Origin of the sequence: Terriglobus sp. TAA 43 (assembly GCF_000800015.1) — a bacterium.
Taxonomy (GTDB): Bacteria; Acidobacteriota; Terriglobia; order Terriglobales; family Acidobacteriaceae; genus Terriglobus.
The window spans coordinates 183,981-207,648 of record NZ_JUGR01000004.1 but is presented as its reverse complement, the minus strand read 5'-3'; the positions used below and the strand labels follow the sequence as shown (position 1 = coordinate 207,648).

Annotated in this window: 24 protein-coding genes; 9 read left to right on the top strand and 15 right to left on the bottom strand. The window is 57.3% G+C overall.

Features of this window, described 5'->3' with window-relative positions:
* Positions 1 to 164 precede the first annotated feature (164 nt).
* From M504_RS20260 to M504_RS20240, 5 genes are all read right to left on the bottom strand, one after another.
* Entirely contained in the window at positions 165 to 1,394 is a 1,230-nt protein-coding gene (locus tag M504_RS20260) for a pyridoxal phosphate-dependent aminotransferase (RefSeq protein WP_047497854.1), read from the bottom strand.
* A 78-nt stretch (positions 1,395 to 1,472) separates the two neighbouring features.
* The gene (locus M504_RS20255; protein WP_047497851.1) at positions 1,473 to 1,844 is read right to left on the bottom strand and encodes a DoxX family protein; all 372 of its coding nucleotides are present in this window, start codon (positions 1,842 to 1,844) and stop codon (positions 1,473 to 1,475) included.
* Positions 1,844 to 2,272 carry an SRPBCC domain-containing protein gene (locus M504_RS20250; RefSeq protein WP_047497848.1) on the bottom strand — a complete coding sequence of 143 codons (429 nt, stop codon included), beginning with the start codon at positions 2,270 to 2,272 and terminating at the stop codon, positions 1,844 to 1,846. The genes M504_RS20255 and M504_RS20250 overlap by 1 nt, the downstream gene beginning before the upstream one ends.
* A complete protein-coding gene (locus M504_RS20245; protein WP_232296388.1) occupies positions 2,269 to 2,607 on the bottom strand; it encodes a helix-turn-helix transcriptional regulator in 339 nt (112 codons plus the stop codon). Before M504_RS20245 ends, M504_RS20250 begins: the two co-directional genes overlap by 4 nt.
* A 126-nt stretch (positions 2,608 to 2,733) precedes the next feature.
* Entirely contained in the window at positions 2,734 to 3,894 is a 1,161-nt protein-coding gene (locus tag M504_RS20240) for an acyltransferase (RefSeq protein WP_047497845.1), read from the bottom strand.
* A 92-nt stretch (positions 3,895 to 3,986) separates the two neighbouring features.
* Between M504_RS20240 and M504_RS20235 the strand changes: the two genes are divergently transcribed.
* The 3 genes from M504_RS20235 (at position 3,987) to M504_RS20225 (ending at position 7,474) form a co-directional block, all read left to right on the top strand.
* Positions 3,987 to 4,790: an ABC transporter ATP-binding protein gene (locus tag M504_RS20235; RefSeq protein WP_052201119.1), complete on the top strand. Its 804-nt coding sequence runs from the start codon at positions 3,987 to 3,989 to the stop codon at positions 4,788 to 4,790.
* Positions 4,791 to 4,989: 199 nt separating this feature from the next.
* Positions 4,990 to 6,393: a hypothetical protein gene (locus M504_RS20230; RefSeq protein WP_156994078.1), complete on the top strand. Its 1,404-nt coding sequence runs from the start codon at positions 4,990 to 4,992 to the stop codon at positions 6,391 to 6,393.
* 328 nt (positions 6,394 to 6,721) lie between these two features.
* The gene (locus tag M504_RS20225; protein WP_047497837.1) at positions 6,722 to 7,474 is read left to right on the top strand and encodes a metallophosphoesterase; all 753 of its coding nucleotides are present in this window, start codon (positions 6,722 to 6,724) and stop codon (positions 7,472 to 7,474) included.
* 3 nt (positions 7,475 to 7,477) lie between these two features.
* Here the strand turns inward: M504_RS20225 and M504_RS20220 are convergent, their stop codons facing one another.
* The 3 genes from M504_RS20220 to M504_RS20210 form a co-directional block, all read right to left on the bottom strand.
* The gene (locus tag M504_RS20220) at positions 7,478 to 8,332 is read right to left on the bottom strand and encodes a TIGR03435 family protein (protein ID WP_047497834.1); all 855 of its coding nucleotides are present in this window, start codon (positions 8,330 to 8,332) and stop codon (positions 7,478 to 7,480) included.
* 7 nt (positions 8,333 to 8,339) lie between these two features.
* Positions 8,340 to 9,806 carry a pyruvate kinase gene (pyk, locus tag M504_RS20215; RefSeq protein ID WP_052201118.1) on the bottom strand — a complete coding sequence of 489 codons (1,467 nt, stop codon included), beginning with the start codon at positions 9,804 to 9,806 and terminating at the stop codon, positions 8,340 to 8,342.
* Between the two features lie 186 nt (positions 9,807 to 9,992).
* Positions 9,993 to 11,090, bottom strand: a complete 1,098-nt coding sequence (locus M504_RS20210) for a YihY/virulence factor BrkB family protein (protein WP_232296387.1) — start codon at positions 11,088 to 11,090, stop codon at positions 9,993 to 9,995.
* 26 nt (positions 11,091 to 11,116) lie between these two features.
* Here M504_RS20210 and bla point away from each other — a divergent pair, with 26 nt between their 5' ends.
* A complete protein-coding gene (bla, locus tag M504_RS20205; protein ID WP_047498111.1) occupies positions 11,117 to 12,007 on the top strand; it encodes a class A beta-lactamase in 891 nt (296 codons plus the stop codon).
* Between the two features lie 50 nt (positions 12,008 to 12,057).
* Here bla and M504_RS20200 read toward each other — a convergent pair whose 3' ends face one another.
* The 3 genes from M504_RS20200 to M504_RS20190 form a co-directional block, all read right to left on the bottom strand.
* Complete coding sequence (locus tag M504_RS20200) at positions 12,058 to 12,831, bottom strand: hypothetical protein (RefSeq protein WP_052201135.1); 774 nt, start codon at positions 12,829 to 12,831, stop codon at positions 12,058 to 12,060.
* A 68-nt stretch (positions 12,832 to 12,899) separates the two neighbouring features.
* The gene (locus M504_RS20195) at positions 12,900 to 14,249 is read right to left on the bottom strand and encodes an MFS transporter (protein ID WP_047497831.1); all 1,350 of its coding nucleotides are present in this window, start codon (positions 14,247 to 14,249) and stop codon (positions 12,900 to 12,902) included.
* A 68-nt stretch (positions 14,250 to 14,317) separates the two neighbouring features.
* Positions 14,318 to 15,847 (bottom strand): TolC family protein, encoded by a 1,530-nt coding sequence (locus tag M504_RS20190; RefSeq protein WP_232296386.1) that lies wholly within the window; start codon positions 15,845 to 15,847, stop codon positions 14,318 to 14,320.
* A gap of 219 nt (positions 15,848 to 16,066) precedes the next feature.
* On the opposite strand from M504_RS20190, the gene M504_RS20185 reads away from it, so the two are divergent.
* Positions 16,067 to 16,744, top strand: a complete 678-nt coding sequence (locus M504_RS20185) for a thioredoxin domain-containing protein (protein ID WP_047497829.1) — start codon at positions 16,067 to 16,069, stop codon at positions 16,742 to 16,744.
* A 66-nt stretch (positions 16,745 to 16,810) separates the two neighbouring features.
* On the opposite strand, the gene M504_RS20180 is transcribed toward M504_RS20185, so the two are convergent.
* On the bottom strand, positions 16,811 to 17,092 hold the full coding sequence (locus tag M504_RS20180) for a hypothetical protein (RefSeq protein ID WP_047497826.1): 282 nt from the start codon (positions 17,090 to 17,092) through the stop codon (positions 16,811 to 16,813).
* Positions 17,093 to 17,225: 133 nt separating this feature from the next.
* On the opposite strand from M504_RS20180, the gene M504_RS20175 reads away from it, so the two are divergent.
* Positions 17,226 to 17,549 (top strand): hypothetical protein, encoded by a 324-nt coding sequence (locus M504_RS20175; protein WP_156994076.1) that lies wholly within the window; start codon positions 17,226 to 17,228, stop codon positions 17,547 to 17,549.
* A 244-nt stretch (positions 17,550 to 17,793) separates the two neighbouring features.
* Here M504_RS20175 and ahcY read toward each other — a convergent pair whose 3' ends face one another.
* Together ahcY and M504_RS20165 are read right to left on the bottom strand one after the other, a co-directional pair.
* Positions 17,794 to 19,230, bottom strand: a complete 1,437-nt coding sequence (gene ahcY, locus M504_RS20170; RefSeq protein ID WP_052201116.1) for an adenosylhomocysteinase — start codon at positions 19,228 to 19,230, stop codon at positions 17,794 to 17,796.
* Between the two features lie 132 nt (positions 19,231 to 19,362).
* Complete coding sequence (locus tag M504_RS20165) at positions 19,363 to 20,475, bottom strand: cellulase family glycosylhydrolase (protein ID WP_047498099.1); 1,113 nt, start codon at positions 20,473 to 20,475, stop codon at positions 19,363 to 19,365.
* Between the two features lie 202 nt (positions 20,476 to 20,677).
* Between M504_RS20165 and M504_RS20160 the strand changes: the two genes are divergently transcribed.
* The 3 genes from M504_RS20160 to M504_RS20145 all read left to right on the top strand — a co-directional run bounded on the left by M504_RS20160 (position 20,678) and on the right by M504_RS20145 (position 23,164).
* Complete coding sequence (locus M504_RS20160; protein WP_047497823.1) at positions 20,678 to 21,139, top strand: helix-turn-helix domain-containing protein; 462 nt, start codon at positions 20,678 to 20,680, stop codon at positions 21,137 to 21,139.
* A gap of 97 nt (positions 21,140 to 21,236) precedes the next feature.
* Positions 21,237 to 22,409 carry a methionine adenosyltransferase gene (gene metK / locus M504_RS20155; RefSeq protein WP_047497820.1) on the top strand — a complete coding sequence of 391 codons (1,173 nt, stop codon included), beginning with the start codon at positions 21,237 to 21,239 and terminating at the stop codon, positions 22,407 to 22,409.
* 299 nt (positions 22,410 to 22,708) lie between these two features.
* Positions 22,709 to 23,164 carry a GNAT family N-acetyltransferase gene (locus M504_RS20145; RefSeq protein ID WP_047498096.1) on the top strand — a complete coding sequence of 152 codons (456 nt, stop codon included), beginning with the start codon at positions 22,709 to 22,711 and terminating at the stop codon, positions 23,162 to 23,164.
* 42 nt (positions 23,165 to 23,206) lie between these two features.
* Here the strand turns inward: M504_RS20145 and M504_RS20140 are convergent, their stop codons facing one another.
* Positions 23,207 to 23,629, bottom strand: coding sequence for a DUF1801 domain-containing protein (locus M504_RS20140; RefSeq protein ID WP_047497814.1), 423 nt, complete (start codon positions 23,627 to 23,629; stop codon positions 23,207 to 23,209).
* Between the last annotated feature and the right edge of the window lie 39 nt (positions 23,630 to 23,668).

Genomic DNA, 23,668 nt, shown 5'->3' with positions numbered 1-23,668 from the left:
GAAAGTGCATGGGCCTGTGCGGCAAACCGCATTGGGAGCAATGGGGATAGATATGCGAGAACGAGCCATTGTGCCATACGGCAGAGATCCGGACTTTTAATTTTTAAGGCGCGACCCAAAGCAAGATGCCCACCTTGAAAGGTGGGCATCTTAAGTTTCCGCGTTTATGCTTTGCCGTGTTTCCTGCGGTAATCCTCCAGGAATTTCGCGATGCGTCCAATCGCCTCGCGCAAATCCGGTTCGTGCGGAAGAAACACAATGCGGAAGTGGTCAGGATGCGGCCAGTTAAAGCCGGTACCCTGCACCAACAGAACGCGTGTTGCTTCCAGCAACTGCAACAGGAACTGGCGATCGTCCTTGATTGGATATAGTTCCGGGTCAAGCCGCGGAAACATGTACAGAGCAGCCTGCGGCCGCACACACGTTACGCCCGGAATCGCAGTCAGCAGTTCGTACGCCAGGTCCCGCTGGCGGCGCAGACGTCCGCCCTCACCCACGAGGTCATGAATGCTCTGGTAGCCGCCCAGCGCTGTTTGAATCGCCCACTGTCCCGGCACATTCGCACACAGCTTCATGTTGGCCAGCATGTTCAGACCTTCAATGTAATCGCTGGCAGCACGCTTATCGCCGGAAACCACCATCCATCCCGCACGATAACCGCAGGCACGATAGCTCTTCGAAAGCGAGTTGAACGTCAACGTGAGTACATCCGTGGACAGACTCGCAATCGCCGTGTGCGTCACGCCGTCATACAAAACTTTGTCGTAGACTTCGTCCGCCAGAATCACCAGACCATGCTCACGAGCAATCGCAACAATGCCGCGCAGAATGTGATCGGGATAAAGCACACCCGTCGGATTGTTCGGATTGATAACGACAATTCCCTTGGTGCGCGGCGTGATCTTCGATCGAATGTCCTCCAGATGGGGAATCCAACCATTGGCTTCGTCACACAGGTAATGCACGGGCTTGCCACCAGACAAACTCGTGACTGCCGTCCACAGCGGATAATCCGGTGCGGGAACCAGCAATTCATCGCCATCGTTCAGCAGCGCATTTACAGCCATCGCAATCAGATCAGAGGCGCCGTTGCCCAGGTAGACGTCTTCCAGCGTCACACCCTGAATACCCTGCGTCTGGGTGTAATGCATCACGGCTTTGCGGGCGGCGAAGATGCCCTTGCTATCCGAATAACCCGCCGAATTCGGCAGATTACGAATCATGTCCTGCTGGACTTCTTCAGGCGCATTGAAGCCAAACACGGCCAGGTTGCCGATGTTTAACTTGATTAACTGCTGGCCTTCATCCTCAATCTGCTTGGCACGTTCCATGATGGGACCGCGGATGTCATACAGAACATGTGCCAGTTTGGTGGATTTGCTTATCGTTTTCATGTGGGCTCAAGTCATGCGCATGCAACACAATACGCATGACTCAAACGATACGCGATTCCGCGAATGAAGGCAGCCTGTCTAAACCTTTTGACTGCAACTCCAGAAGGTGTAAGACATTCCCAGCAAAACACCCGCACCCACTGCCCAGCCCCAAGCCGCTGGTCCGTCGCCCACAGCAAGATGCGCAATCACAGCGGAAACAACCGTAATAGCAAAGCCTGCATAGGCCCACTCCTTGATCCACGATGGAATTACAGGCACAAGCAACGCAATCACTCCCGCAAACTTGGCCCATGAAAGCTCAACACGGAAGTAGCTAGGAAATCCGAGATGCGTAAATGCCGCAGCCACTTGCGGTAGCTTCAACTGCGCATACGCGGTGAAGGTCATGTGGATGGCGAAAAGTGCCGTGGTGATCCAAAAACCCACGGCACATCGCTTCGACGCCATTACGCAGCGCTCCCAGCCAGTACCTGCTCCAACTGGCCCATAAACTTCTGCCATCCGTACTGTGCGCCACGGAACGCAGCTTCCTGATCTTCGCGGAAACCAGACTGCTCCATCCGAAGATGCGTACCACCCTCTTCCGGTGTCAACGTAAAGAGCACCACACTCCCCAGCCCCATGGAACCCCATGTGTACGAAAGCTTCCGCTGAGGCTCAATCGCCAACACTTCGCAGTCAATCACGCCATTCCAATTCGCCACAGGTTCAGCGCGAAACTGAAACGACTTGCCGACTTCAGGACTGAAGTCATTCTTCATAAGCCACTGTGCCAACAGCGCAGATTCCGTCAGCGCTCGCCACAGTTTTTCAGGAGGATGCGCGAAGCTCCTCTCAATCACAACACTACGGTATGTTTCTGTGGAGTTGCTCATGGTTCCATCCTTTCCAAAACTTCTTCAAGCTTGTCGAAGCGTTCACGCCAGAAGGTGCTGTAGTGCCGTAGCCAATCGGCAATCGGCTCCAACGCTTCCGGGCGTGAGCGATAGTGTGTCTCGCGCCCATCTCGTCGATGCCGCACCAGCTTTGCCTGTTTGAGGACCGTCAGATGTTTCGAAACAGCAGGCTGCGAAACACCCGCAAAGCGAGTGAGCGCATGCACTGTCTGCTCCCCTTCCCGAGTCAGCTCTTCGAAGATTGCTCTTCGAGTGGGGTCAGAAAGAGCGCGAAACACGAGATTGGCATTAGCGTTTGGCACGAAGAAAACCATAACCACTTGGTTATGGATAGTCAAGCAACAATCGAAACAAAATTTTGCAAGGCGAAACCTTGTCCTGCGTCAAAAGCCCACTCCGCATGAGTCTGCGAAGTGGGCAGATGATGTATGTGATTGGAACTACAGCGACGTAGTGCCAGTGACCAGGAAGCGGCGATTCAGCCAGCGACGTACTGGCTCGTCGACAAGCTTGAGGCAGGCATAGGCAATCGCCACGGCTGTAACGAACAATGCCGCACCCCACGTAACACCCTGCATTGGTGTCAGCTTTCCGTCGTACACCTTGGCTGTGTAGATGTAAATGAGTGAGTAGTGCGTGATGTAGAGCGGATAAGAAATTGCACCTGAGAAACGGCATAGGTGAGTCGCCGTGCGTCCGCTGATCTGCTCACCTGCACCCATCGCGACGACAATTGGGAATACGAAGATGATGACCATGGCCTCATACAGACCGTTCATCCAGAGCGAGGCCGTGGTGCCAAAACGCGGCAGGATGAAAGTGACCACAAGCAACAGACTGCACCAAAGAAATGCATTCCGCACATGAATGCGCTTGTGCATGCGTTGCAGCAGCATGCCCGCGAGGAATGGAAAAGCCAGTCGGAGAAAACCGATCTTGAGTTCCATCGCATTCACGGACCAGCCGCCCGTAATGTCGCCGCGCGGTGTCGTCACAAGGTAGTGCGTAAGCAATGCCGCAGAGAGTACCGTGAGCACCATCAACACACGATTGGATACCTTGCGCAGTCCAAGCGCATAAGCAATGTTGGCGATGTATTCAAAGAACAGCGACCATGCCGTACCGGCAAGCGGATGCATCTCCTGCCAGCCGCGAATGTCCATGGAAATCGGAATCGGAATCACCGTGCATCCGATCAGCGCGATCAGAATCAGTCGCGACACCGATGTGGTGGCGACAATCGGAAAGATCTTCGGGCTGGCGCTGAAGTAAAACAGCAACGCACCAATAACGTTTCCCATGATAAGCATGGGCTGCAAGCGAATGATGCGGCGCTTGAAGAAGTCCCACAGCGTCATGCCTGGTTGGCCGTTCGCGGGATTCCAGCGGCTGTCATACGCATAAGCGATGACAAAGCCAGAGAGCATGAAGAAGAAGTCCACTGCCAGGTAGCCGTGGTTGATGATCTGTTTCGCGTGGTCGCCGCCGTTCCATGTTTCGCATATATGGAACAGAACCACCATCATGGCCGCGACGCCGCGCAGTCCGTCAAGGATTTCAAAGTGCTGTTTGGGTTGAATGCGGGCGTGTGACTGGCTCATAACTTCCAACCACCATACACAAACCGTCGCCGAGCACGCACCATCAGCCGTCACGCAATCGAATTATCTTCCAGTCCCGCTACACTAACGCCATGGCTTTGCTCTCCGTTGAAAACCTGAACATTCGCTTCGGCAACAGCACTGCCGTGGATAGCATCTCGTTTTCCATCAACGAAGGTGAAGTGCTCGGTCTGGTGGGTGAATCCGGTTCCGGCAAATCGGTTACCTCGCTTGCGATCCTGCGTCTTCTCGCTCCGTCTGCGGCGATGACCGGCACCATCTACTTCGACGGTCATAACCTACTGGATCTTTCCGAGAAGCAGATGCGTGCGCGTCGTGGACGCGACATCAGCATGATCTTTCAGGAACCCATGACGGCACTGAATCCCGCCATGAACATTGGAGAACAGATCGCCGAAGCCGTCCGCGTGCATCATCCAAAACTCACTAGGGCTGAAATAAAAGACCGCGTCCTTGAATCACTGAATAGTGTTGCGCTTCCCGATCCAACGCGCCGCAGCAAGGATTACCCACACCAGTTCAGCGGTGGCCAGCGTCAACGCATCATGATTGCTATGGCCGTCGTAAACCAGCCGCGATTGCTCATCGCGGACGAACCCACCACCGCGCTCGACGTCACCGTGCAGGCGCAGATTCTTCGCCTGCTGCGCGACCTTCGCGAACGCCACGGCCTGAGCATGCTCTTCATCTCGCACGACCTCGCCGTTACAGCGCAGACAGCGGACCGCGTGGCCGTGATGCGCCACGGCCACATTCTGGAAACCAACACTGCCGCCGAACTCTTCCGCGCACCGCAGGACAGCTACACACGCGCACTCCTCGCTGCTGTTCCCACCATGCACACCGACCGTAAACGCCCGTTAGCGACTCTCTAGGTCGTCCTGGTCCCAGAAGCAAAAGATCGATTTGCTCTGCCAGCGTGGAGATTAGAATTCGTCCGCAATAGTTGTAGCTGAGACGCGCTGTTTGTAAGAGAATTAGCCGCACAAATACCGCCCGGAATTCCGTGCGGCAGGACTTCACGTATCGCCCGAGGGAGATATGGAGAACGGCTGGTTTCAACGGAATATTGTTTTGATTTCTGGCAGCATCGTGTTGCTCACACTGCTGTTTCTCGTTGCTGTCCTATGCCTGGCTCCATCGCAGATTGCAGTTCAACGAAAGCCCATCGCAATTTCACATCCTCAGAAGAATGTCACCTTGGTCGCGAGCCTGGACAGCGACCGTATGGAGCCGCGCGAGAACGTGCTGTTGCACGTTAAGATGCTGTCCGACGTTCGTAAGCCAATGCATCTGGAAGTTTGCTCTGAACTGCCGAACACAGTGCAAACGACAAAATGCATCTATTGGACACCCCGAAACGTATCCTCAACCCTCAACTTGCCGGTCAGCGCCGGAGAAGATGTGGGCACAGAGAAAATGACCATCACGGTCACGGCTTTGACCTCAAAAAAAACATCAGGCCTGGGCTTCCATCAGACGATTTTGGCGCTCGGCCCCTTACGCGTAGAGGACTCTTACCCGGAACTAGGGTGGATGTGGCCTGCTGCTCGCAGAATGCGAGTGACACTGAAGGACCTTGGTGTCCCCATTCTGGTTGCCATATTGGGCGGCTGGTTTACCTGGATGGCAAACCGGCGCGCAGAGAAAACTTCCAAGCTGACAAGCCAGCGCACCGAAGAGAACGAGGTGCGAAGGAGCCAGTTCGCCAAGATGCAGAAGATGACCCAGAACTACTACACACACATCGTGGGTCATGCGCGGCTTGCAGTCGCAAATCTCAAGGCCTCTGGAACGGACGCGGAGAAGGAAGCCGCAGCGGAGCGAGCGAAGTTTCACCTGCTTGGCCTGCTGCTTTACAACTCCCGACTGCTGGAAAAGGAGGGCGGGGTTTTCTTCACGGACCTGGACGCGGAGGAGGTTTACAGGAATGCGATCGACCTGATCTTTGAACAGATACGGACCAATTTGGGGGGAGAACAGACATTTCGCCCCGCTCTGCGAAAGCTTTCGGACGGGGCCGTAGAGCGCACCAAGGGTTCAGCACCGAACCCGGACACTGACTATTCGGGTGCTTCGCCACGGTTTGCCGATTACCTGGCAATCCAGAACGATGCCGACATTACAGCCTGGGCACTACCAGCCGCGAATAGCCCCGAGCGAAATCGGCTGATATCTGCCTTGGAAATCCTGAAAGCCGCAACCAGTTACGAATACGACGAACCACTGTATGAGCATTGGTATCGGAAGCCCAAGGCTGTGGAATACATAGAGCTTCCCAAGCTGGACGACATCGCTAAGCTTCCAGATGACAGGCGCAGAGTATGGCACGACCTGCTCGGAAACCTCAAAAAATGGTTTCAAAGGGGTGGAAAGGAGATGGACAGGAGTGATTCTGGACCGGCGGAGCCGTCAGAAGAGATGCTGAATGAACTGGAGAGAATTTTAGCCCTACGTCAGCCTTCGGGCCTGAAGTGAACACACCACAAAGCGTGTCTCGGCATGAGAAGCAAGGCAAAGAAGTGGAAAGCTTAACCGACTATGTCTGCGCCTTTGTGCACTTGAGGTACCTCCCGAATACTTTCTCAGAGCATACGCTCCAGAAATAAAATGCACAACGGGTACAAACGGATTCGGCCGGAGTGGGTTAGCCATCGTTGACAGAATCCGTTAAGCTCCTTATCCACTATGACTTACACCGCATTGCCGCGTTTCTTCAATCCAGGCAGCGCCCTGAACCCTTGTCCTGCGCCTACCTTCCTGTAGCATGGATAGGTTCGCGCGTCCGCGCAGACCCTGTTTCCTGATGCGCGCACTCGTTCTCTCCGACATCCACGGCAATCTTGAAGCACTCAATGCTGTGCTGGAAGACGCAGGCTCATGGGATGCGCTATGGAACCTTGGGGACGTGGTCGGATACGGCGCCAGCCCCAACGAAGTCGTCGACCAGATGAGTCGTCGCGCCACACAGAATGTGCGTGGCAATCACGATAAGGTCGCCAGTGGCATCGAGTCGGCCGAGACCTTCAACCCATCCGCACGCGAAGCCGTGGAGTGGACACGGGAACATCTTTCCTCGGAATCCATTGAGTGGCTCAAGGTGCTCCCGCACGGGCCCATCAAGGCGGACAATGCCGATGTTTCCCTCGCGCACGGCTCACCTGTACATGAAGACATCTACATCCTGAACATTCGCGACGCCTGGCAACCGCTGCAGGTCATGCAGCAGCAGGTCACCTTCTTTGGCCACACCCACATTCAGGGCGGCTTTGGCTGGCAGGACGGCCACTGGTTCACGGTGATCCCCAAGTACCTTCGCGGTTCCGGTCCCTGCTGTTGGACAATCTCGATGGAAGAAGGGCGTCGCTATCTGTTGAACCCCGGCTCCGTAGGACAGCCACGCGATCTCGACCCCCGCGCTGCATACGCCATTTACGACAGCGACGAGAAGACCATCACTTTCCATCGTGTGCCCTACGACATCGACCTCGCCCAGGGCCGCATCCTGCTCGCAGGCCTGCCGGAAAAACTCGCCAAGCGGCTCCGCATAGGCCGTTAGACCTCAGTTGGCTCCTGGCCGGTCGATGTGATCGATCACAAGCACTTCAACTTCGCCTTTGGAACGCTCAAGCTTAAGCCCAAGCTGTTCACGCAGAGCCGTTGGCAACGACGGGGCCGCTGACAATCCTGTCGCCGAAGCTGCCACATCTGCATCGTTCGTCCATTGCAAGCTCATATCGAACCCACCCGAGAGACCCGTTGCGTCTGCAACCACGCTATTCAGGTCGGTGTTGTAGCTATGGGAAAGGCTTACAGCCAAATCCGCGAAAGTGACTCCCTTCCCTTCCAACCTCCGACTCGAGCCGTCCTCAGTCCTATGCAAACCGCAAAACGGTACCGCTGGCTTCCCGTTGGAAGCCATGTCCGGCTGCGCGTCTTTCACGTATGGCCTGCAGCTTCCGTCAATCGAGCGATGGAGCTTGGATGTCCCCTCAATAACCCGCAACTCGTAACGCGGCAGGACCCTGATTTCTCGATGCGCCTTCAATCCAAAGCGCTCCTGCAGAAGAGCCTGGAGCATCGGTCCTTCCATCTGGTTCACCGTTGTGCCGCCGCTCGCCTTTGCGGTGACATCGTAGTGTTCGGAAGCCGTCCATGAGGGCGCACCGACCATCTGGAAGTCCTGAACGCCATACGCAATCAGCAGAAGCCGCTGCACTGAGATGTTCGTCGCCGCGAACCGGCCCGGTGTCGCTTCAAGCAGAGACCGTCCCTCTCCGTTGTTTGGCCGAACCGACGCAACATCAAACGCAGTCTGAGCACGGCCAGGTATTGTTCCGCAAAAAAGCAGTACTGCCGCAAAAGAAACGAAGCGGAGCCTACTGGCTCCGCTTCGGACTGAAACATGGATCGACATCCTTCGCCTAGGCATCCGGAATCTCATGCAGCTTCATGAAGTTCGTACCGCCAATGCGGCTGGCCGTGCCGCCCACAATGCCCAGCACCTCGCGCGACTTTGCTAATCCGAGGCTGCACAGCTTCTCCACTGCCATCTCCACCTGCAGATCGCCGCCGCCAAAGCGGTCCACCTGTAGCGGATACACGCCCCACAGCATCATGCACTTGCCGATGACATCGTCCTCTGTGGACAGCGCATAGATCTGTACATTCGGGCGGTACTTAGACAGCAAACGTGCCGACGTTCCCGACTCCGTAAACACGGCAATCGCCTTCAGATCCAGATCCTCAGCCGAATGCGCCATGCTCTCGCAGATGGTCTCTGCCACGCTCAACTGCGCGCCCTTTGCATGCATGGGCAGTTGCGGAGCCGTCGTGGGATCCAGCGTCATCTGCGACTCTGTTTCCACAATGATCTTCGCCATCATGGCCACGGCCTGCACCGGATATTTGCCCGCTGCGGACTCTGCGGAAAGCATCACGGCATCGGTACCGTCATACACGGCATTCGCCACGTCGCTGGCTTCCGCACGCGTCGGACGTGGATTGTCGATCATGCTCTCCAGCATCTGCGTCGCCGTGATCACCGGCTTGCGATACGCCAGTGCACGACGGATGATGTGCTTCTGAATTGCAGGCACCTTCTCCGGCGGCACTTCCACGCCCAGATCACCACGCGCCACCATCAGCGCGTCGGTCTCTTCCAGAATCTCTTCCAGGTTCTCAATCGCCTGCGGCTTTTCGAGCTTCGCCACAATCCACGCGTCGAAGTTCAGTTCCTTCATACGGCGGCGCGTGTAACGAATGTCTTCCGCGGTGCGCACAAACGACAACGCCAGCGCATGCACGCCCTGCTTCGCGATGAATTCGAGGTCTTCCTCGTCCTTCTCCGTCAGCGCAGGAACCTTCACCGGGATGCCCGGCAGGTTGATGCCCTTGTTCTCGCCCAGATAGCCGCCGTTGACGATGTCGCACACTACGTCGAGACCATCGACGCGCGCCACCTTCAGCTCAATCAGACCGTCGGACAGCAGAATCGTGTCACCCGGTCCCAGGTTCTCCGCCAGCGTGGGGAACACGGTACTCACCTTCTCGGCGGTTCCCTTCATCTCGTGCGGTGTAATGATGAGCTGCTTGCCAGCTTCCAGCAGCACCGGCTTGCCGTCGACGAGCTTGCCCGTACGGATCTTCGGCCCCTGCAGGTCGGCCAGCAGGCAGATCGGCTTGCCTTCGCTCGCACTGACCTCGCGCACCATGCGGATCAGTTCCGCCTTCTGTTCATGCGAGCCGTGCGAAAAGTTCAGACGCGCCACATCCAGACCAGCGCGCACCAACTGCCGAAAGACCTCCGGCGAAGACGAAGCCGGTCCCAGCGTTCCTACAATCTTGGCGCTGCGGCCCAGGCCGCCCAGCAGAAAATTACCTTCGCTCATCGTTCTCCAGACCGGACGTATGAAAATTCCCGTCGGCACAGCTTAATTTTTCCCCTCGAAGAAGGGAAACAATCTGTGCAATGGGGCCTCTCGCATTATCGGTAACTATACGGATTCCGGCAAACTCGGGCGAATATCGCTCACTCCGGAGTGATATCCGCACTGTTCAAAAATTCACACACCGACTCAAATATCGAAAACGGTTGGCCCTGCGTCGCGCGCAAGCTCCGCATTCAACTCCGCGCCGCAAAGTACCGTCAACGACGTCAGAAAGAGCCATACCAGCAACACCACGCCCGTTCCCAGCGATCCATACACCTTCGAATAGTGCGTGTATCTCGTGACATAGAAGCCGAATGCCAAAGTGGAGACAAACCATGTTGCCGTGGCAAACGCCGCTCCAGGCATGACTTCGCGCCAGCCCGGACGCACCGGAATTCCAAATCGATAAATCACCGCCAACACAGCAGCCGTTGCACTCAGCGACGCCACCCAGCGAACAACATTCGCCGTCCAGTACAGCCCCGAATCCCAACCGGTAGGCGAGTACCGCATCAACCCCAGCAAACCGTAATGCCCGAAGATCACCAGCAGACTGGCTACCGCCATGGGCAACGCTGCAATCGGCACCATCAGGTACGACTGCAACTGCCGACGCAGCAGTCCACGCCATCCACTGCCCCAGCAGTTCTCCGTCAGACCATAGGCGCGGCGAAAACCTTCCATCAGCGTAGCCAACACGCCGGCCGCACCACCAACGCTCACAAAAATCGCCGCCAACAGCACCGTCGTTGACTGCGGCTTGCTATGCGTTGTGTTGAAAAACCCGGAAAACAGGGGCCACACACTCTCGGGCAAAACGCGTACGGCAAACACTTCAATCTGCGACCGTAGCGGTCCCGTGTACGGCACCAGCGCAATCATGGCGGCCAGCACTGCAATCATGGGGAAGATCGCAAAGATGGCCGAATACGCCGTCGCCTTGGCCGTGTTCAGGCAGTCATGCTGAAAAGCGTTCCAGTACGCCAGACGCACCTTGTCGGTGAAGCGAAGGCCCTCGTTGCCCAGGCCCGCGCCCATCTCCATGGCATGACGATGTGCCGAACGCGCGCGTTGCAACACTGCCTCCGCGGCGCGATTCGTGCGTCGCGTCGTCTGGTCAATATCCTCTGAGTCTGTCGGAACCAGCTTTATCTCCCCTGCATGCAACAAACCCGGTGCATGCCTAAAGGATGCGCCCTTGACCAACGAGGTGCAAGCAATCGTAAATGGACTTGTTTCCACATCGGCGATTCCGCATGAATAGATACATGCTCACCCGGCGCAGCTTTCTCTCCACGTCCACTCTTACGGTGTTTTCGTTGGCCGTTCCACAAGCCCGCGCGGACGAGAAGCGAAACATCTTTCAGCGCCTCCCGCAACAGGTGGCCACGTTGGAAAAAGACAACGGTGGCCGCATCGGCGTTTATGCGTTGGACACCGGCAATGGCAAATCCGCAGGCATTCGCGAAGACGAACGCTTCCCCATGTGTTCCACATTCAAGTTTCTGCTAGCCGCCGCGGTTCTCAAACTCGTGGATGACGGAAAGCAATCGCTTGATCAACCGCTCCCCATCCCGAACAAGCCGCTGATCGGCCACTCGCCACTGACCGAACCACATGCAGGCGCAACCATGCCCATCGCTGCACTCTGCAATGCCATCCTCAATCAGAGCGACAACACCGCTGCCAACGTCCTGCTAGAGGCCATCGGCGGTCCCCCAGCCATCACGGCATTTGCGCACACGATTGGTGACGAATCCACACGCCTCGACCGCAACGAACCCGATTTGAACACCAGTATCGACGGCGACCCACGCGACACCACCACGCCCGTTGCGATGGCGAAGAATCTGCAACGCGTGCTGTTCGGAAACGCCCTCAAGCCCGCATCACGTCGCCAGATCACCGAGTGGATGGAGAACAGCCTCACCGGCCTCGAGCGCCTGCGCAAGGACATGCCGGAGGGCTGGCGCGCTGCGGACAAAACCGGCTCCAACGGCGAGCACACGACCAACGACATTGCAGTCTTATGGCCCATGCGCCGGCCACCGGTCATCGTCACCTGCTACATCACGCAATGCCCCGGCCCGGAGACAAAACGCGGAGCCATGATCGCTGAAATTGGCCGCTTCGTTCGAGAAGCCATCCTCTTCGGCTAAAGACAAAAGGGCAGGCGTAGAGCCTGCCCTTTTTTGTCCATTCACAGTCGCTAGTTGATGCTGACTGCCTTGTTCTTTACAAACGTCACACTCACCGGCTTGCCGTCGTTATCAAACAAGACGGTTCGATCACCCACCGCCCCCGGCCCGGGCTTGCTCACCTGCCCCAGCGCCAGATCGGTCTGCAACTCGTTCATGCCCTTCTCCGCGCGGTGTTCGTCCACCGCCTTCCACACCTCAGGCTTCCAGTGCTTGTACAGCTCATGTGGATCGTCATAGAAAAAGCATTCATCGATGAAGAAGTTATAGAACTTGCCTTCGCGATCTCCCACCGGCGTGCCCCATAGCTTCGCAGGATCATCCTTGCGATGGAACAGCATGATCACCTGCGCATCGCCCTTGGGCACGCGGCTGTACACCGACGCAGGCGCCTTCTGCTCAATGAAATTCACCACTTCCAACGGCTCCGCACCCAACAACAGCGGACCGGGATGCGTGTAATCCATGTGCGCCGCCGTGGCAGGATATGCATTCAACTGCCCGGCTGCGTAGACCCAGATACGCTTGCCATTCAACTCACGCGCATCCTTCAAATCGGTCTGGTGCAGCTTACGAGGCAGTACCATCTCGTCCGCGGTGTAGCTTTCTTCCACCGCCGCAACAGGCTTCGCAGCCTCATGCCGCGTGCGCCAGATCAGGAATACACGCACAGCGGCCACCACCACCAGAAGCAGGGTGAACCACAAAATCAGTTTCTTAATGGAAGGCCCTTTGCTCTCAGGAACATCGTTCCCGGAACCACTGGAAGCAGGAGTATCAAACATGCCCATATCGCAAGCAGATTAACTCAGACTGCAGACCACATACACCGTGAGCAACAGAAAGCTGCTCTCTAATCGACAGGTTCGCTGTTGGCATAAGCAGCATTCGCCTTCAACAGCTCTTCCGAATTCAGCGAATTCACATCCCGCAACTTGGGAAAGAAGATGCTCCACAACACCGTCACCATCACTGACCCGATACCGCCAAACACCACGGCCCGCACCGCGCCAAACCACTGCGCCGTTAAGCCGCTTTCAAACTCGCCAAACTCATTCGAAGCGCCAAGGAAAAGCCAATTGATGGCCGATACGCGACCACGCATCGCAGGTGGCGTGCCAAGCTGCAGAATCGTCTGCCGAACAATGACGGAGATGTTGTCGCTCGCACCCAGCACAAACAGCGCAGCCAGCGAGAGCGGCAGCGACTTCGACAAACCAAACACCACCGTCGCAATGCCAAACACACCCACCGCGACCAGCATCAGCTTGCCGGCGCTATGCCGTATGGGCCTCAGCGACAGCGTCACTGACGTACACAATGCTCCCAACGCCGGTGCAGCACGCAAAATACCCAGGCCGCGCGGCCCGGCATGAAGAATGTCCTGCGCAAAGATGGGCATCAGGGACACTGCGCCACCCAGCAGCACAGCGAACATATCCAGTGAGATCGATCCCAGTAGCAACTTCGCCTTGCGCACATAACGCGCGCCTTCCATCATCGTCTGCAACGACATGGCGCGATTCTCTGCCTGTTCCTTGCGCGGCCGCAGCGTACTCACCAACACCACGAACGTCAGCATGGTGCACATGGTCAACGCATACACAACGGGCGCACCCGTCCACTGGGCCATCGCACCCGAAAATTGAATTGTGAAGAGCAATCCGCCGATCGCTGGTCCGCTGATGTTCGCAATCTGGAAGATTGCCGAGCCCCAGGTCATCGCGTTTACAAACGCGCCCTTGGGCACAAGCTGCGGCTGAATGGCCGACGACGCAGGCCCGCTGAACGCGCGCCCAGCGCCAATGAAGAACAACATCACGTAGATGTACAGCACATGCCGCACGCCCACCAGCGACATGTACAACAACACCGCCGTACATATGGCCTGCATCGCATAGCAGAGAACGATGATGCGCTGGCGATCATATCGATCCGCCGCATGCCCCGCAGGCAACACAAAGAAGATGCCAGGCAAGAACAGCGCCAGGCCAGTGCAGCCCAGCAGAAACGCATTATGTGTCAGTTGATAAATCTGCCATGCAACGGCGACAGACTGCGCCTCCGCACCCATAATGGCCAGCATGCGCGCAAGCTGATAGCGACGAAAGTTGCGCGACGAAAACGCCGCGCCTTCCCTGCCTTCAGAATCTAACGGACGTTTGCCGTGATGCACTTCACTGGAATAGGCGGAGTCGGGCATCCCTGTCTTCTATGGTGACATAGCAAGGACTCACCCGTTGCGTCTGCCGTTAGCAGAGTACAGAAACTTTAATCACCCAGGTAAGTGTTGTACTGCGACTCCACCACGCCAGTGTTACGCGCAAGTTGCAGCTTCGCCGTGTTGAACTGGTAGAGCGCGCTCACGAGTTGCGCCTGTGCATCCGCCAAAGTGGCCTGCGCACGCACCACCGGCAGGTTGTCGTCGATTCCTGCGCGATAACGTTGCCGCGTCTCATCCAAGGCTTCGGACGCCAGGCCCACGTTGCTCGTGGCATCCTTCACCAACTCGTCCGATGTGTTCACGTCCAGCATGGCTGAACGAATCTGCGCCTCAATGAAGGCCTTCAGGCTGTCCACTTCCTTGCGCAGATGAACCAACCGCGCATCGGCCACTTCGCGATCACCACGAATGCGAGCTTCTTCGAAAATGGGAAAGTTGATGCCGCCCTGCGCCGAGAACACGCCGTGATACAAACCGCGTGTCTGGCCCAGAACACCGTAGAAACCGCCCAGCGTGACTGCGGGCAGCCGTTCATACTTCACAGCCTTCCGCTGCAGCTCGGCAGTCTTCATCTGTGCCTGCAGAGCCAGCAGATCCTTGCGACGCTTCAACGCCACCTGGTTCGCAGTTTCCAGCGGCAGTGCTTCCAGTTCGTGGTACGGCACGGCGTCGGTCAGCTGTAGCGGCTGATCGGCCGCCAGTCCCATGAACCGGTTCAACTGCACCTTGTCTTTCTCAAACTGGGCGGTATTGGCGATCAATTCCTGCTGACGATTCTGTCTCTCCACGCGTGCACGGAGCAGATCCAGATTCGTTCCCGTTCCCGCATCCTTGCGCGCCTGCGACTGACGCTCCAGCTCTAAATCACTGGCAACCTGCGACTTCGAATTCTCAATAGAAGCCATATCCGACAGCACCTGGATGTACTGCGAGGCCACCTTGTTCACCACGTCGCCGCGATCAAGATAGAGCTGCCACTTGGCCACATCGGCCACGGATTTCGAAGCCTTGTACACCTCATATGCGGGCAGGTTGAACAACTGCTGAGAAACATTCAACTGCGCGCCGGTGGTGTCATATTTCACGATCGTGTTGAAGGTCGTTCCCGGGGGCAGTAACCCAGACAGCGAGCTCGGCTTAAAGCCCATCGCCGCCAGGTTCACTTCCTGCGTATTCGTCTTACCCACAGCGGTCATCACCGGAATCAGCGCACTGAACGCAGTTTTCTGCAAGCCGCTGATCTGCCGCTGATTCTGCAAATCAACCGAGATCGTCAGGTTGTGTTCCAGCGCGATACGCACAGCGTCGTCCAGCGAGAGCGCCAGCGGCTGTCCCGTGGAAACCGGAGTCGTCACACCATGTCCCAGATCCTGCGGCTTGGCGGCAGCCAGAGCAGCCTGCACCGGCTGCGATACAGCCTGCGGCGCCGGGGCCTCCGGGAGGTTCAGCGCGTCGGCCACGGGTGGCTGCTTCTGTGATGAGGGACCAGTCTGGATGGCGGGTCCCTGTGTGGGAGTAACCGGCTGGGTCTGCGCGGAGGCAACCATCGGCACCGCCAGCACTACTGCGGCCCACATCGGCAATCTTTTCGAATAAACGCTTTCGCTCAAGGCTTTCTAACTCGGAACCCCGGAAGGGGCAGACATTTCATTCGATTCCCGGAAGGGCTCAGTGGTTGCGGAAAGTTTATCGTGCGCCACCTTGCTTACAGCGACTTTCTACCCGGCCATACGTCATAGAATGCAGAACATGGCGCATGTGTGGCCCGTGAGCCCGCGCCGGGAGACCCGAAACCCATGTCGATTCGCCGCACCGTGGCCGCTTCTCTGTTTGCCATCGGCCTTGCCATTGTCCCCGCTGCCCACGCGCAGTTCGCCGGAACGCCCGATCCTTCCACCTTCCGCGACACCTCCATGCTGAAGCCGCCCGCCGGTCACAAGGTGGCGATTATCGAATTCTTCGACCTGGAATGCCCGGCCTGCCGCACTGCCAACCCAATCGTGGAACGCGCCGCTGCCCAGTATCACGTGCCGCTCGTCCGCTACGATTTCCCCCTCCAGATGCACGTCTGGAGCAAGGATGCGGCCATCTTCGCCCGCTACCTGCAGGATCGCGTCAACCCTGATCTGGCGAACAAGTACCGCGACGACGTCTTCCAGCAACAGCCCGCACTGAACAGCAAGGACGATCTGCAGAACTTCACCCGCCGCTGGATGCAGCAACACGGCCAGTCCATGCCCTTCTCGATGGATCCCAAGTTCGCAGCGGAGGTACAGGCCGACTACAACCTGGGCCTCAAGCTGAACGTCACGCGCACCCCCACCATCGTGGTGGCCACAGCGAACAAGTGGCAGATTGTCTCCGGCAGCGAAAGCGGATCGAACGACCCCAACCGCATCTTTGCCATGGTGGAAGGCGCACTCCGCCAGACACAGGGCGCTCCTGCTCCTGCAAAGGCTGCAGCCCATAAGTAATTCAAAAGCAAAAAATAAGGCCCACCCGAAATAATTTCGGGTGGGCTTTTCTCTAAAGAAATAAATTTACCGGGGCGTTTCGCCAGCCTTCACTGCCTGGCTATCCGCCTTGTCCTGAGCCTTGGCAGCATCCTTTGCCTCGCCGGTATTCAGCGCCTTCTCACGCTTCTGGTCAGCCTTTTCCTGGGCCTTGGCTGCCTTCTTCTGCTGCTTCGAGGCGTGCTGATCCACGTTGGCCTGCGCCGCTGCGTCCTGCCGCGCCTGCTCATTGGCCTGTTGTGCTGCCAGACTGCCTGCAAATGTCAGGGAAAGAGCCAGCAGAGCGGTCGTCATGGTGGTGTGCTTCATTCGGTTGTACCTCCTGCGTGATTAAGAAAATGTCCCTCGAGATTAATGAGGAGCAACGTTTGATCCCGGCGCACCGGGCTGCGAACTGGGAACGGTTGTGGACGGTGTAGTCGTCGTGGTGGAGGTAGAGGATTTGGCGCCCGTCCGTCCGGTTCGTCCACTACCGCGCGTCTGGGTAGAACTACCGGACGGCGTCGTCTGTGTTGTTCCGTTTACGGATGCACCAGAGGGCGGCGTCATCGGCGCGGGTGCCATACCCGGAGTCGGTGACAGGCCAGGGGTTGGGGACGTGCCCGGCGCGGTAGAAGGCGTAGACGGTGTGGATGGCGACGGTGTCGGCGCTACTCCTCCCGGTGCGGGCTGCTCCGGCAATGTTCCGGGAGCCGCCGGTAACGCAGGCGAACCCGGTGTCGGAGCACTATTCCCGTTGGGAGGGGCCGCGGGAGAGACCGGTTGACCGGGGGTCGTGGAAGTAGGTGGCGTCATGCTCGTTTGAGCCATGCCGGCCCCCGCCACCAAAAGACTTGAAGCTAACAACGCAATGCTTAGGCGCATACCAGTTCACCTCACCGCAGGCTAGGATGCCTCGCTGTCGGACAGGGCATCCCGCACGACCGGGTCCCTGTATGCCTGAATGCGCCATTATTCATGGCACGAAAAAGGGCGCAGCCGAAGCCGCGCCCTTCCAAAACACAACCGAACTAGTAGCGGTAAGTCTCGGCCTTATAAGGACCGTCCACGCTTACGCCGATGTAATCAGCCTGCTTCTGCGACAGAGTCGTCAGCTTCACGCCGATCTTCTCCAGGTGCAGACGGGCTACTTCCTCGTCCAGCTGCTTCGGCAGAACATACACACCCACCTTGTAGGTGTCCTTGTTCTTCCACAGATCAAGCTGTGCCAGCGTCTGGTTGCTGAAGCTGTTCGACATCACGAACGAAGGATGGCCCGTTGCGCAACCCAGGTTCACCAGACGGCCTTCCGCAAGAATGAAGATCGCGTTGCCATTGGCAAACGTGTACTTGTGTACCTGCGGCTTAATCTCCAGCTTCTCAGCGCCAGAGTTGTTCAGACGCTCCATCTGGATTTCGTTATCAAAGTGACCAATGTTGCAAACGATGGCCTGATCCTTCATCTGCTGCATGTGCTCCAGCGTGATGATGTCCAGGTTGCCGGTGCATGTGACGTAGATATCGCCGCGACCCAGCGTGTCTTCCAGCGTCGTCACTTCAAAGCCTTCCATCGCAGCCTGCAGAGCATTGATGGGATCGATCTCCGTAACAACAACGCGAGCGCCCATGCCACGCAGCGAATGCGCTGAGCCCTTGCCCACATCGCCATAGCCGCAGATGACCGCGACCTTACCGCCCATCATCACGTCCGTGGCGCGCTTGATGCCATCAGCCAGCGACTCGCGGCATCCATACAGGTTGTCGAACTTGCTCTTGGTAACGGAGTCGTTCACGTTGATAGCCGGGATCAGCAGCGAACCCTTGCGCATCATGTCGTACAGGCGATGCACACCGGTCGTGGTCTCTTCCGAAACGCCGCGCCATTCCTTCGCCAACTTGTGCCAGTGCTGCGGATCTTCCGCCAACACCTTCAGCAACAGCTTCTGGATCACGGCCTCTTCTTCGCTGATGCTAGTCTTCGCATCCACAAAGCTGCGGTCACCATCTTCCAACTCAACGCCCTTGTGAATCAGCAGCGTTACATCGCCACCATCGTCCACAACAAGCTGCGGTCCCAGGCCACCGGGGAAGCTCAGTGCCTGGTACGTGCACCACCAGTACTCTTCCAGCGTCTCGCCCTTCCATGCAAAGACCGGCGTGCCCGTCTCTGCAATGGCAGCAGCCGCATGATCCTGCGTGGAGAAGATGTTGCAGCTTGCCCAGCGAACGTCGGCGCCAAGATCCTTCAACGTCTCAATCAGCACAGCCGTCTGAATCGTCATGTGCAGCGATCCAGTCACGCGCACACCCGCCAGCGGCTTACCTGCCGCATACTTCGCGCGGATGCTCATCAGGCCGGGCATCTCCTGCTCAGCAATGTCGATTTCCTTGCGGCCCCATGAGGCCAGCGAAAGGTCAGCGACCTTGTACGGGAGAACTTCTTCGGGTGCGATTACGGCTGTAGCCATGTGTCGTGAAACCTCGTGAAAAGATAATGCGTCACTGCCAAGGTTAGCACTGGACGCCCTACAAGTTCTGTAAACAACAAACGCCGTGATCGCAGAGGATTCCCTGCAACCACGGCATTCGCGCATAGCTCTTTACTGCATGCCCCGGCCAGTCAATTGCCGAATCAAATCCGCCTCATGCTGACGATACGGCGTGCCATCGGCATGAAACACGTCATGGAACCAAAGCACAGGCTGATCCATCACATAAGGCTTCTTCCATGAATCCCACGGATAACGCGTCTGCGTCTTGCCATCTACCAGACCCCAGTTGATCGCGCCAACGTGATACTGCTTCGCAATCGGCAGGCTGTTATCAAACGTGCTGCCCGCACCGCGCGCCATGTACTCCGTGCAGATGATAGGCCGCCCATACTGCTGCAGTTCCTTGATCTTCGCTTCAAACTCCTCGGGCCATCCGTAGTTGTGGAAGCTGATCACGTCAGACTCTTCAATCTGAATCTTCGCGGTCGACTTCAACTTCCCTGGATTCCAATCGTCATGCCACACACTGCTGGTCAGCGGCTGTACCGGATGTTCGCTCCGCGCCCACGCAAATGCCTTGGGCAGGTAGTAATCAATGCGCGCTGTCTTGTTTGCAATCACACCGTACTGCGGCGTGTCGTTATCGGGCTCATTCCAGACGTCCCATGCCAGGATGCGATCATCCTTCGCAAACGCGCCGACCACGCCCTTCACGTACGCTTCCAGCTTCGGCTCATACGCAGGATCAGTCAGGCCTTTACGTCCCGGGCTCTGCACCCATCCCGAGTTATGCACTCCCGGAATCGGAGGATGCTGCGGTCCCAGCTTTGGCTCGGGGTCCCACACAGAATCAAACAGCACCAGCATCGGCTTGATGTGATGCTTCGCGCAGATGGCTAGAAACTCATTCAACCGCTTCTTGAATCCCTCAGGATCCTGCGCCCACAACTGGTCATGCAGGAACACACGCATGGTGTTCATGCCAATGCCTTCGGCCCATCCCAGTTCCTTGTCATTCAGCGCCGGATTCCACGTAGCGGCCTGGAACATTTCAAGCTGGTTAATGGCATCGGAAGGCACATAATTCGCGCCCACCAGCCACTGCTGCTTGGCGTACCAGTCCTTTGCTTTATCCGCGGACCAGCGCTCTTGAGCGCGCACCGAAACCACCGAAACAAGCACGGCAACAAGAAGAACGAACAACAAACGGCAAGCTTTCACAACACTCTCCAAGCAGAATTTCCTGGCTCACCCTTATATCGCAATGCGTTTTGACCCTGCTGGCAATATCAATAGTTCCGTTTCGGGTTCGGTAATAGGCTTTTTATCTGCCAGTATCTTTGGTTTTTAACGGGTTACATGTAGCATGACGGCGTAGCGTCAGTCGCAAACTCTGCAGAGTACATTACGAGCATCGGAACGCATGCCATTCGGTCAGGAACTCAGGGAGCAGCGCGAATCGCGCGGCATCTCGCTGGACGAGGTCTCAGTCTCCACGCGTGTCTCCTTGCGCCATCTTCAGGCGCTTGAGGGAGACCGCTACTCTGACCTGCCCGGAGGAGTCTTCAATCGTGGCATCGTCCGTTCCTATGCCAACTTCTGCGGCCTTAACGTCGATGAAACCGTGCAGCGCTTCCAGGACGCCATGCGTGCCAAAGGCATCGATACGGAAGCGCGCGAAGACGACTGGCGCGAGCTCGCTGAAGCCGTCCACAGAAGCCGCATAACCGACGCTCCGGCTCGCCGCCTGCGCTGGCTTGGTGTAGCTGCCATGCTGCTCATAGTCCTGGCCCTTGCGGCCGGTGTCCTGTGGGTTCTGGTGCATCGTGGCATCGTGCATCTACCGGAAAAGAAATGGGTTCCATCCATTTACAGGACACACTAGTACTCATTCCTCCCAAAATCAGCCTTTTCTGCATCCATGACGCGTTAAAATGGATCGAATATCTATTCTTCGCTGCAAGCGCCTCAAGGAGCAGTTTTTGTCCACTCGCGATCGTTTCCTCTTTACCTCTGAGTCCGTCACCGAAGGCCATCCCGACAAGATTGCCGACCAGATCTCCGACGCCATCCTTGATGCCTGCCTGGCTCAGGATCCGTATAGCCGCGTTGCGTGCGAGACCCTCACCTGCACCGGCCTCGTCGTAGTTGCTGGCGAAATCACCACCAAGGCCTACGTCGACTTCCAGAAGCTCGTCCGCGAGACGGTTGCAGGCATTGGCTACACCCACTCCGAGTACGGCTTCGACAGCAACACCTGCGCCGTCATCTCCTCCATCAACTCGCAGTCGCCGGACATCGCCATGGGCGTGGACACGGGCGGCGCGGGCGATCAGGGCATGATGTTCGGCTATGCAACCAACGAGACCCCGGAGCTGATGCCCACCCCCATCTCGCTGGCGCACAAGCTGGCCGCACGCCTCACCGAAGTGCGTAAGAACGGCAAGCTCGGGTACCTCCGTCCTGACGGCAAGAGCCAGGTCACCGTGGAATACTCCGCTGACCACAAGCCCGTGCGCATCGACGCAGTCGTCATCTCCTCGCAGCATGACGAAGCTGTCACCACCGAGCAGCTCCGCGCTGACATTCTGGAGCACGTAATCCAGGCTGTCCTCCCCGCTGAGCTCCTCGACGCAGACACCAAGTACCACATCAACCCGACCGGCCGTTTCGTCGTCGGTGGCCCCATGGGCGACTCCGGCCTGACCGGCCGCAAGATCATCGTGGACACCTACGGCGGCATGGGCCGTCACGGTGGCGGTGCCTTCTCCGGCAAGGACAGCACCAAGGTTGACCGTTCGGCTGCCTACATGGCGCGCTACATCGCCAAGAACATCGTTGCTGCGGGCCTCGCAGACCGCGCTGAAGTTCAGCTTGCCTACGCCATCGGCGTAGCCGAGCCGGTCAGCGTTCTGGTCGAGACCTTCGGCACGGGCAAGATCTCCGAAGGCGAAATCACCAAGCTCGTCCGCGAGAACTTTTCGCTCACGCCGAAGGCCATCATCGAGACCCTCGACCTGCGCAAGCCCAAGTTCCAGGCCACCGCAGCCTACGGCCACTTCGGACGTACCGGCGAAGGCTTCACCTGGGAAAAGACCGACAAGGCCGCAGCTCTCAAAGCCGGTGCCGAGCAGCTCGCAGGAGCCGCCCGCTAAATCGCTGTCACCCAATCAGGGCGGCAGCTAAGCCGCCCACCAAGCCAAGTAAGGGCGGCCCACAGGCCGCCCTTCTTCTTTCCCATTAGCCGTCATTCTGAGCGAAGCGAAGAATCTCCACGCACTCGAACCGGCCGATACGCCTCAAAGTTTCTCGCAACAACGTCATCCAGCGAAGCTCATACAAACGAAGTTCGTCACCCTGAGCGAAACGAAGTGAAGCCGAAGCATGCCCTCGAGCGTAGCGAAAGGGACCTGCTTTCTTTTCACGCATTGCAATGCTGAAGGAGACCACAGAGATGTCCACCATCCGCCAAGCCACCGTCGAAGACACAAAGCTCATTACCGAACATCGCCACGCCATGTTCACCGCGAATGAGTTCGCAACCGAAGAACGCCTGAACACAATGGACGCGAACTTCGAGCCGTGGGTGCGTGAACGCCTAGCCGATGGCCGCTATGTGGGTCTGCTCCTCGAAGAAGAAGGCGAAGTAATGGCAAGTGGTGGCATCTTCTTCGGCGACTTCCCGCCGCACTACTTGCACACCGAAGCAGGCCGCCCATACCTGCTGAACTTCTACACAGCAGACAAAGCCCGCGGCAAAGGCTACGCGAAACGCATCCTCCAGGCAGCCACCGACCTATGCCGTGAACGCGGTTACATGGTGATAACGCTTCATGCCTCGCCCTTCGGCAAGCCCATCTACGAGAAGGCAGGCTTCACTCAAACCAACGAGATGATGTTGAAGCTTTAATTACGTTGCATGATTGCAATGTCTGGATCGTGATCAGCAAGCTTACTCACGATCCAGGCCATATTGAATTGCGGCTTTCAGCACATCCATATTGATAGCTGAGAGTGTTTTGAACTTAATGCAATATCCCGTAATGCTTGCTCTGCCAAGTTCCGGACCAAATGTCTGGGCCAGATAGTTTTTGTCACTTATGCCCATGATGTAGACGGAGATGCCTGTCGTATTCGCACTCAGTCCAACTTGATAGAACTCTCTGGTTTTTCCATTGGCATAGGGAATGATCTGCGAACCATAACCAATGTTTGGGTTTGAGACGACTTTTCCCTGCTCGTCCTTTCCATCCAGAAATCGCAATTTGCAGGTGGGCTTCAGCGCCAGAATCATCGAATGCAGTTGTTGTATATCGCCGCGTTTGGGCTCTGGCTGCGCGGCGATATACTCCTGAATTTGCTTCTGTATGTTCATGCAGTCGCTCCCTGACTTAGAACATAACCTCCACTCGTG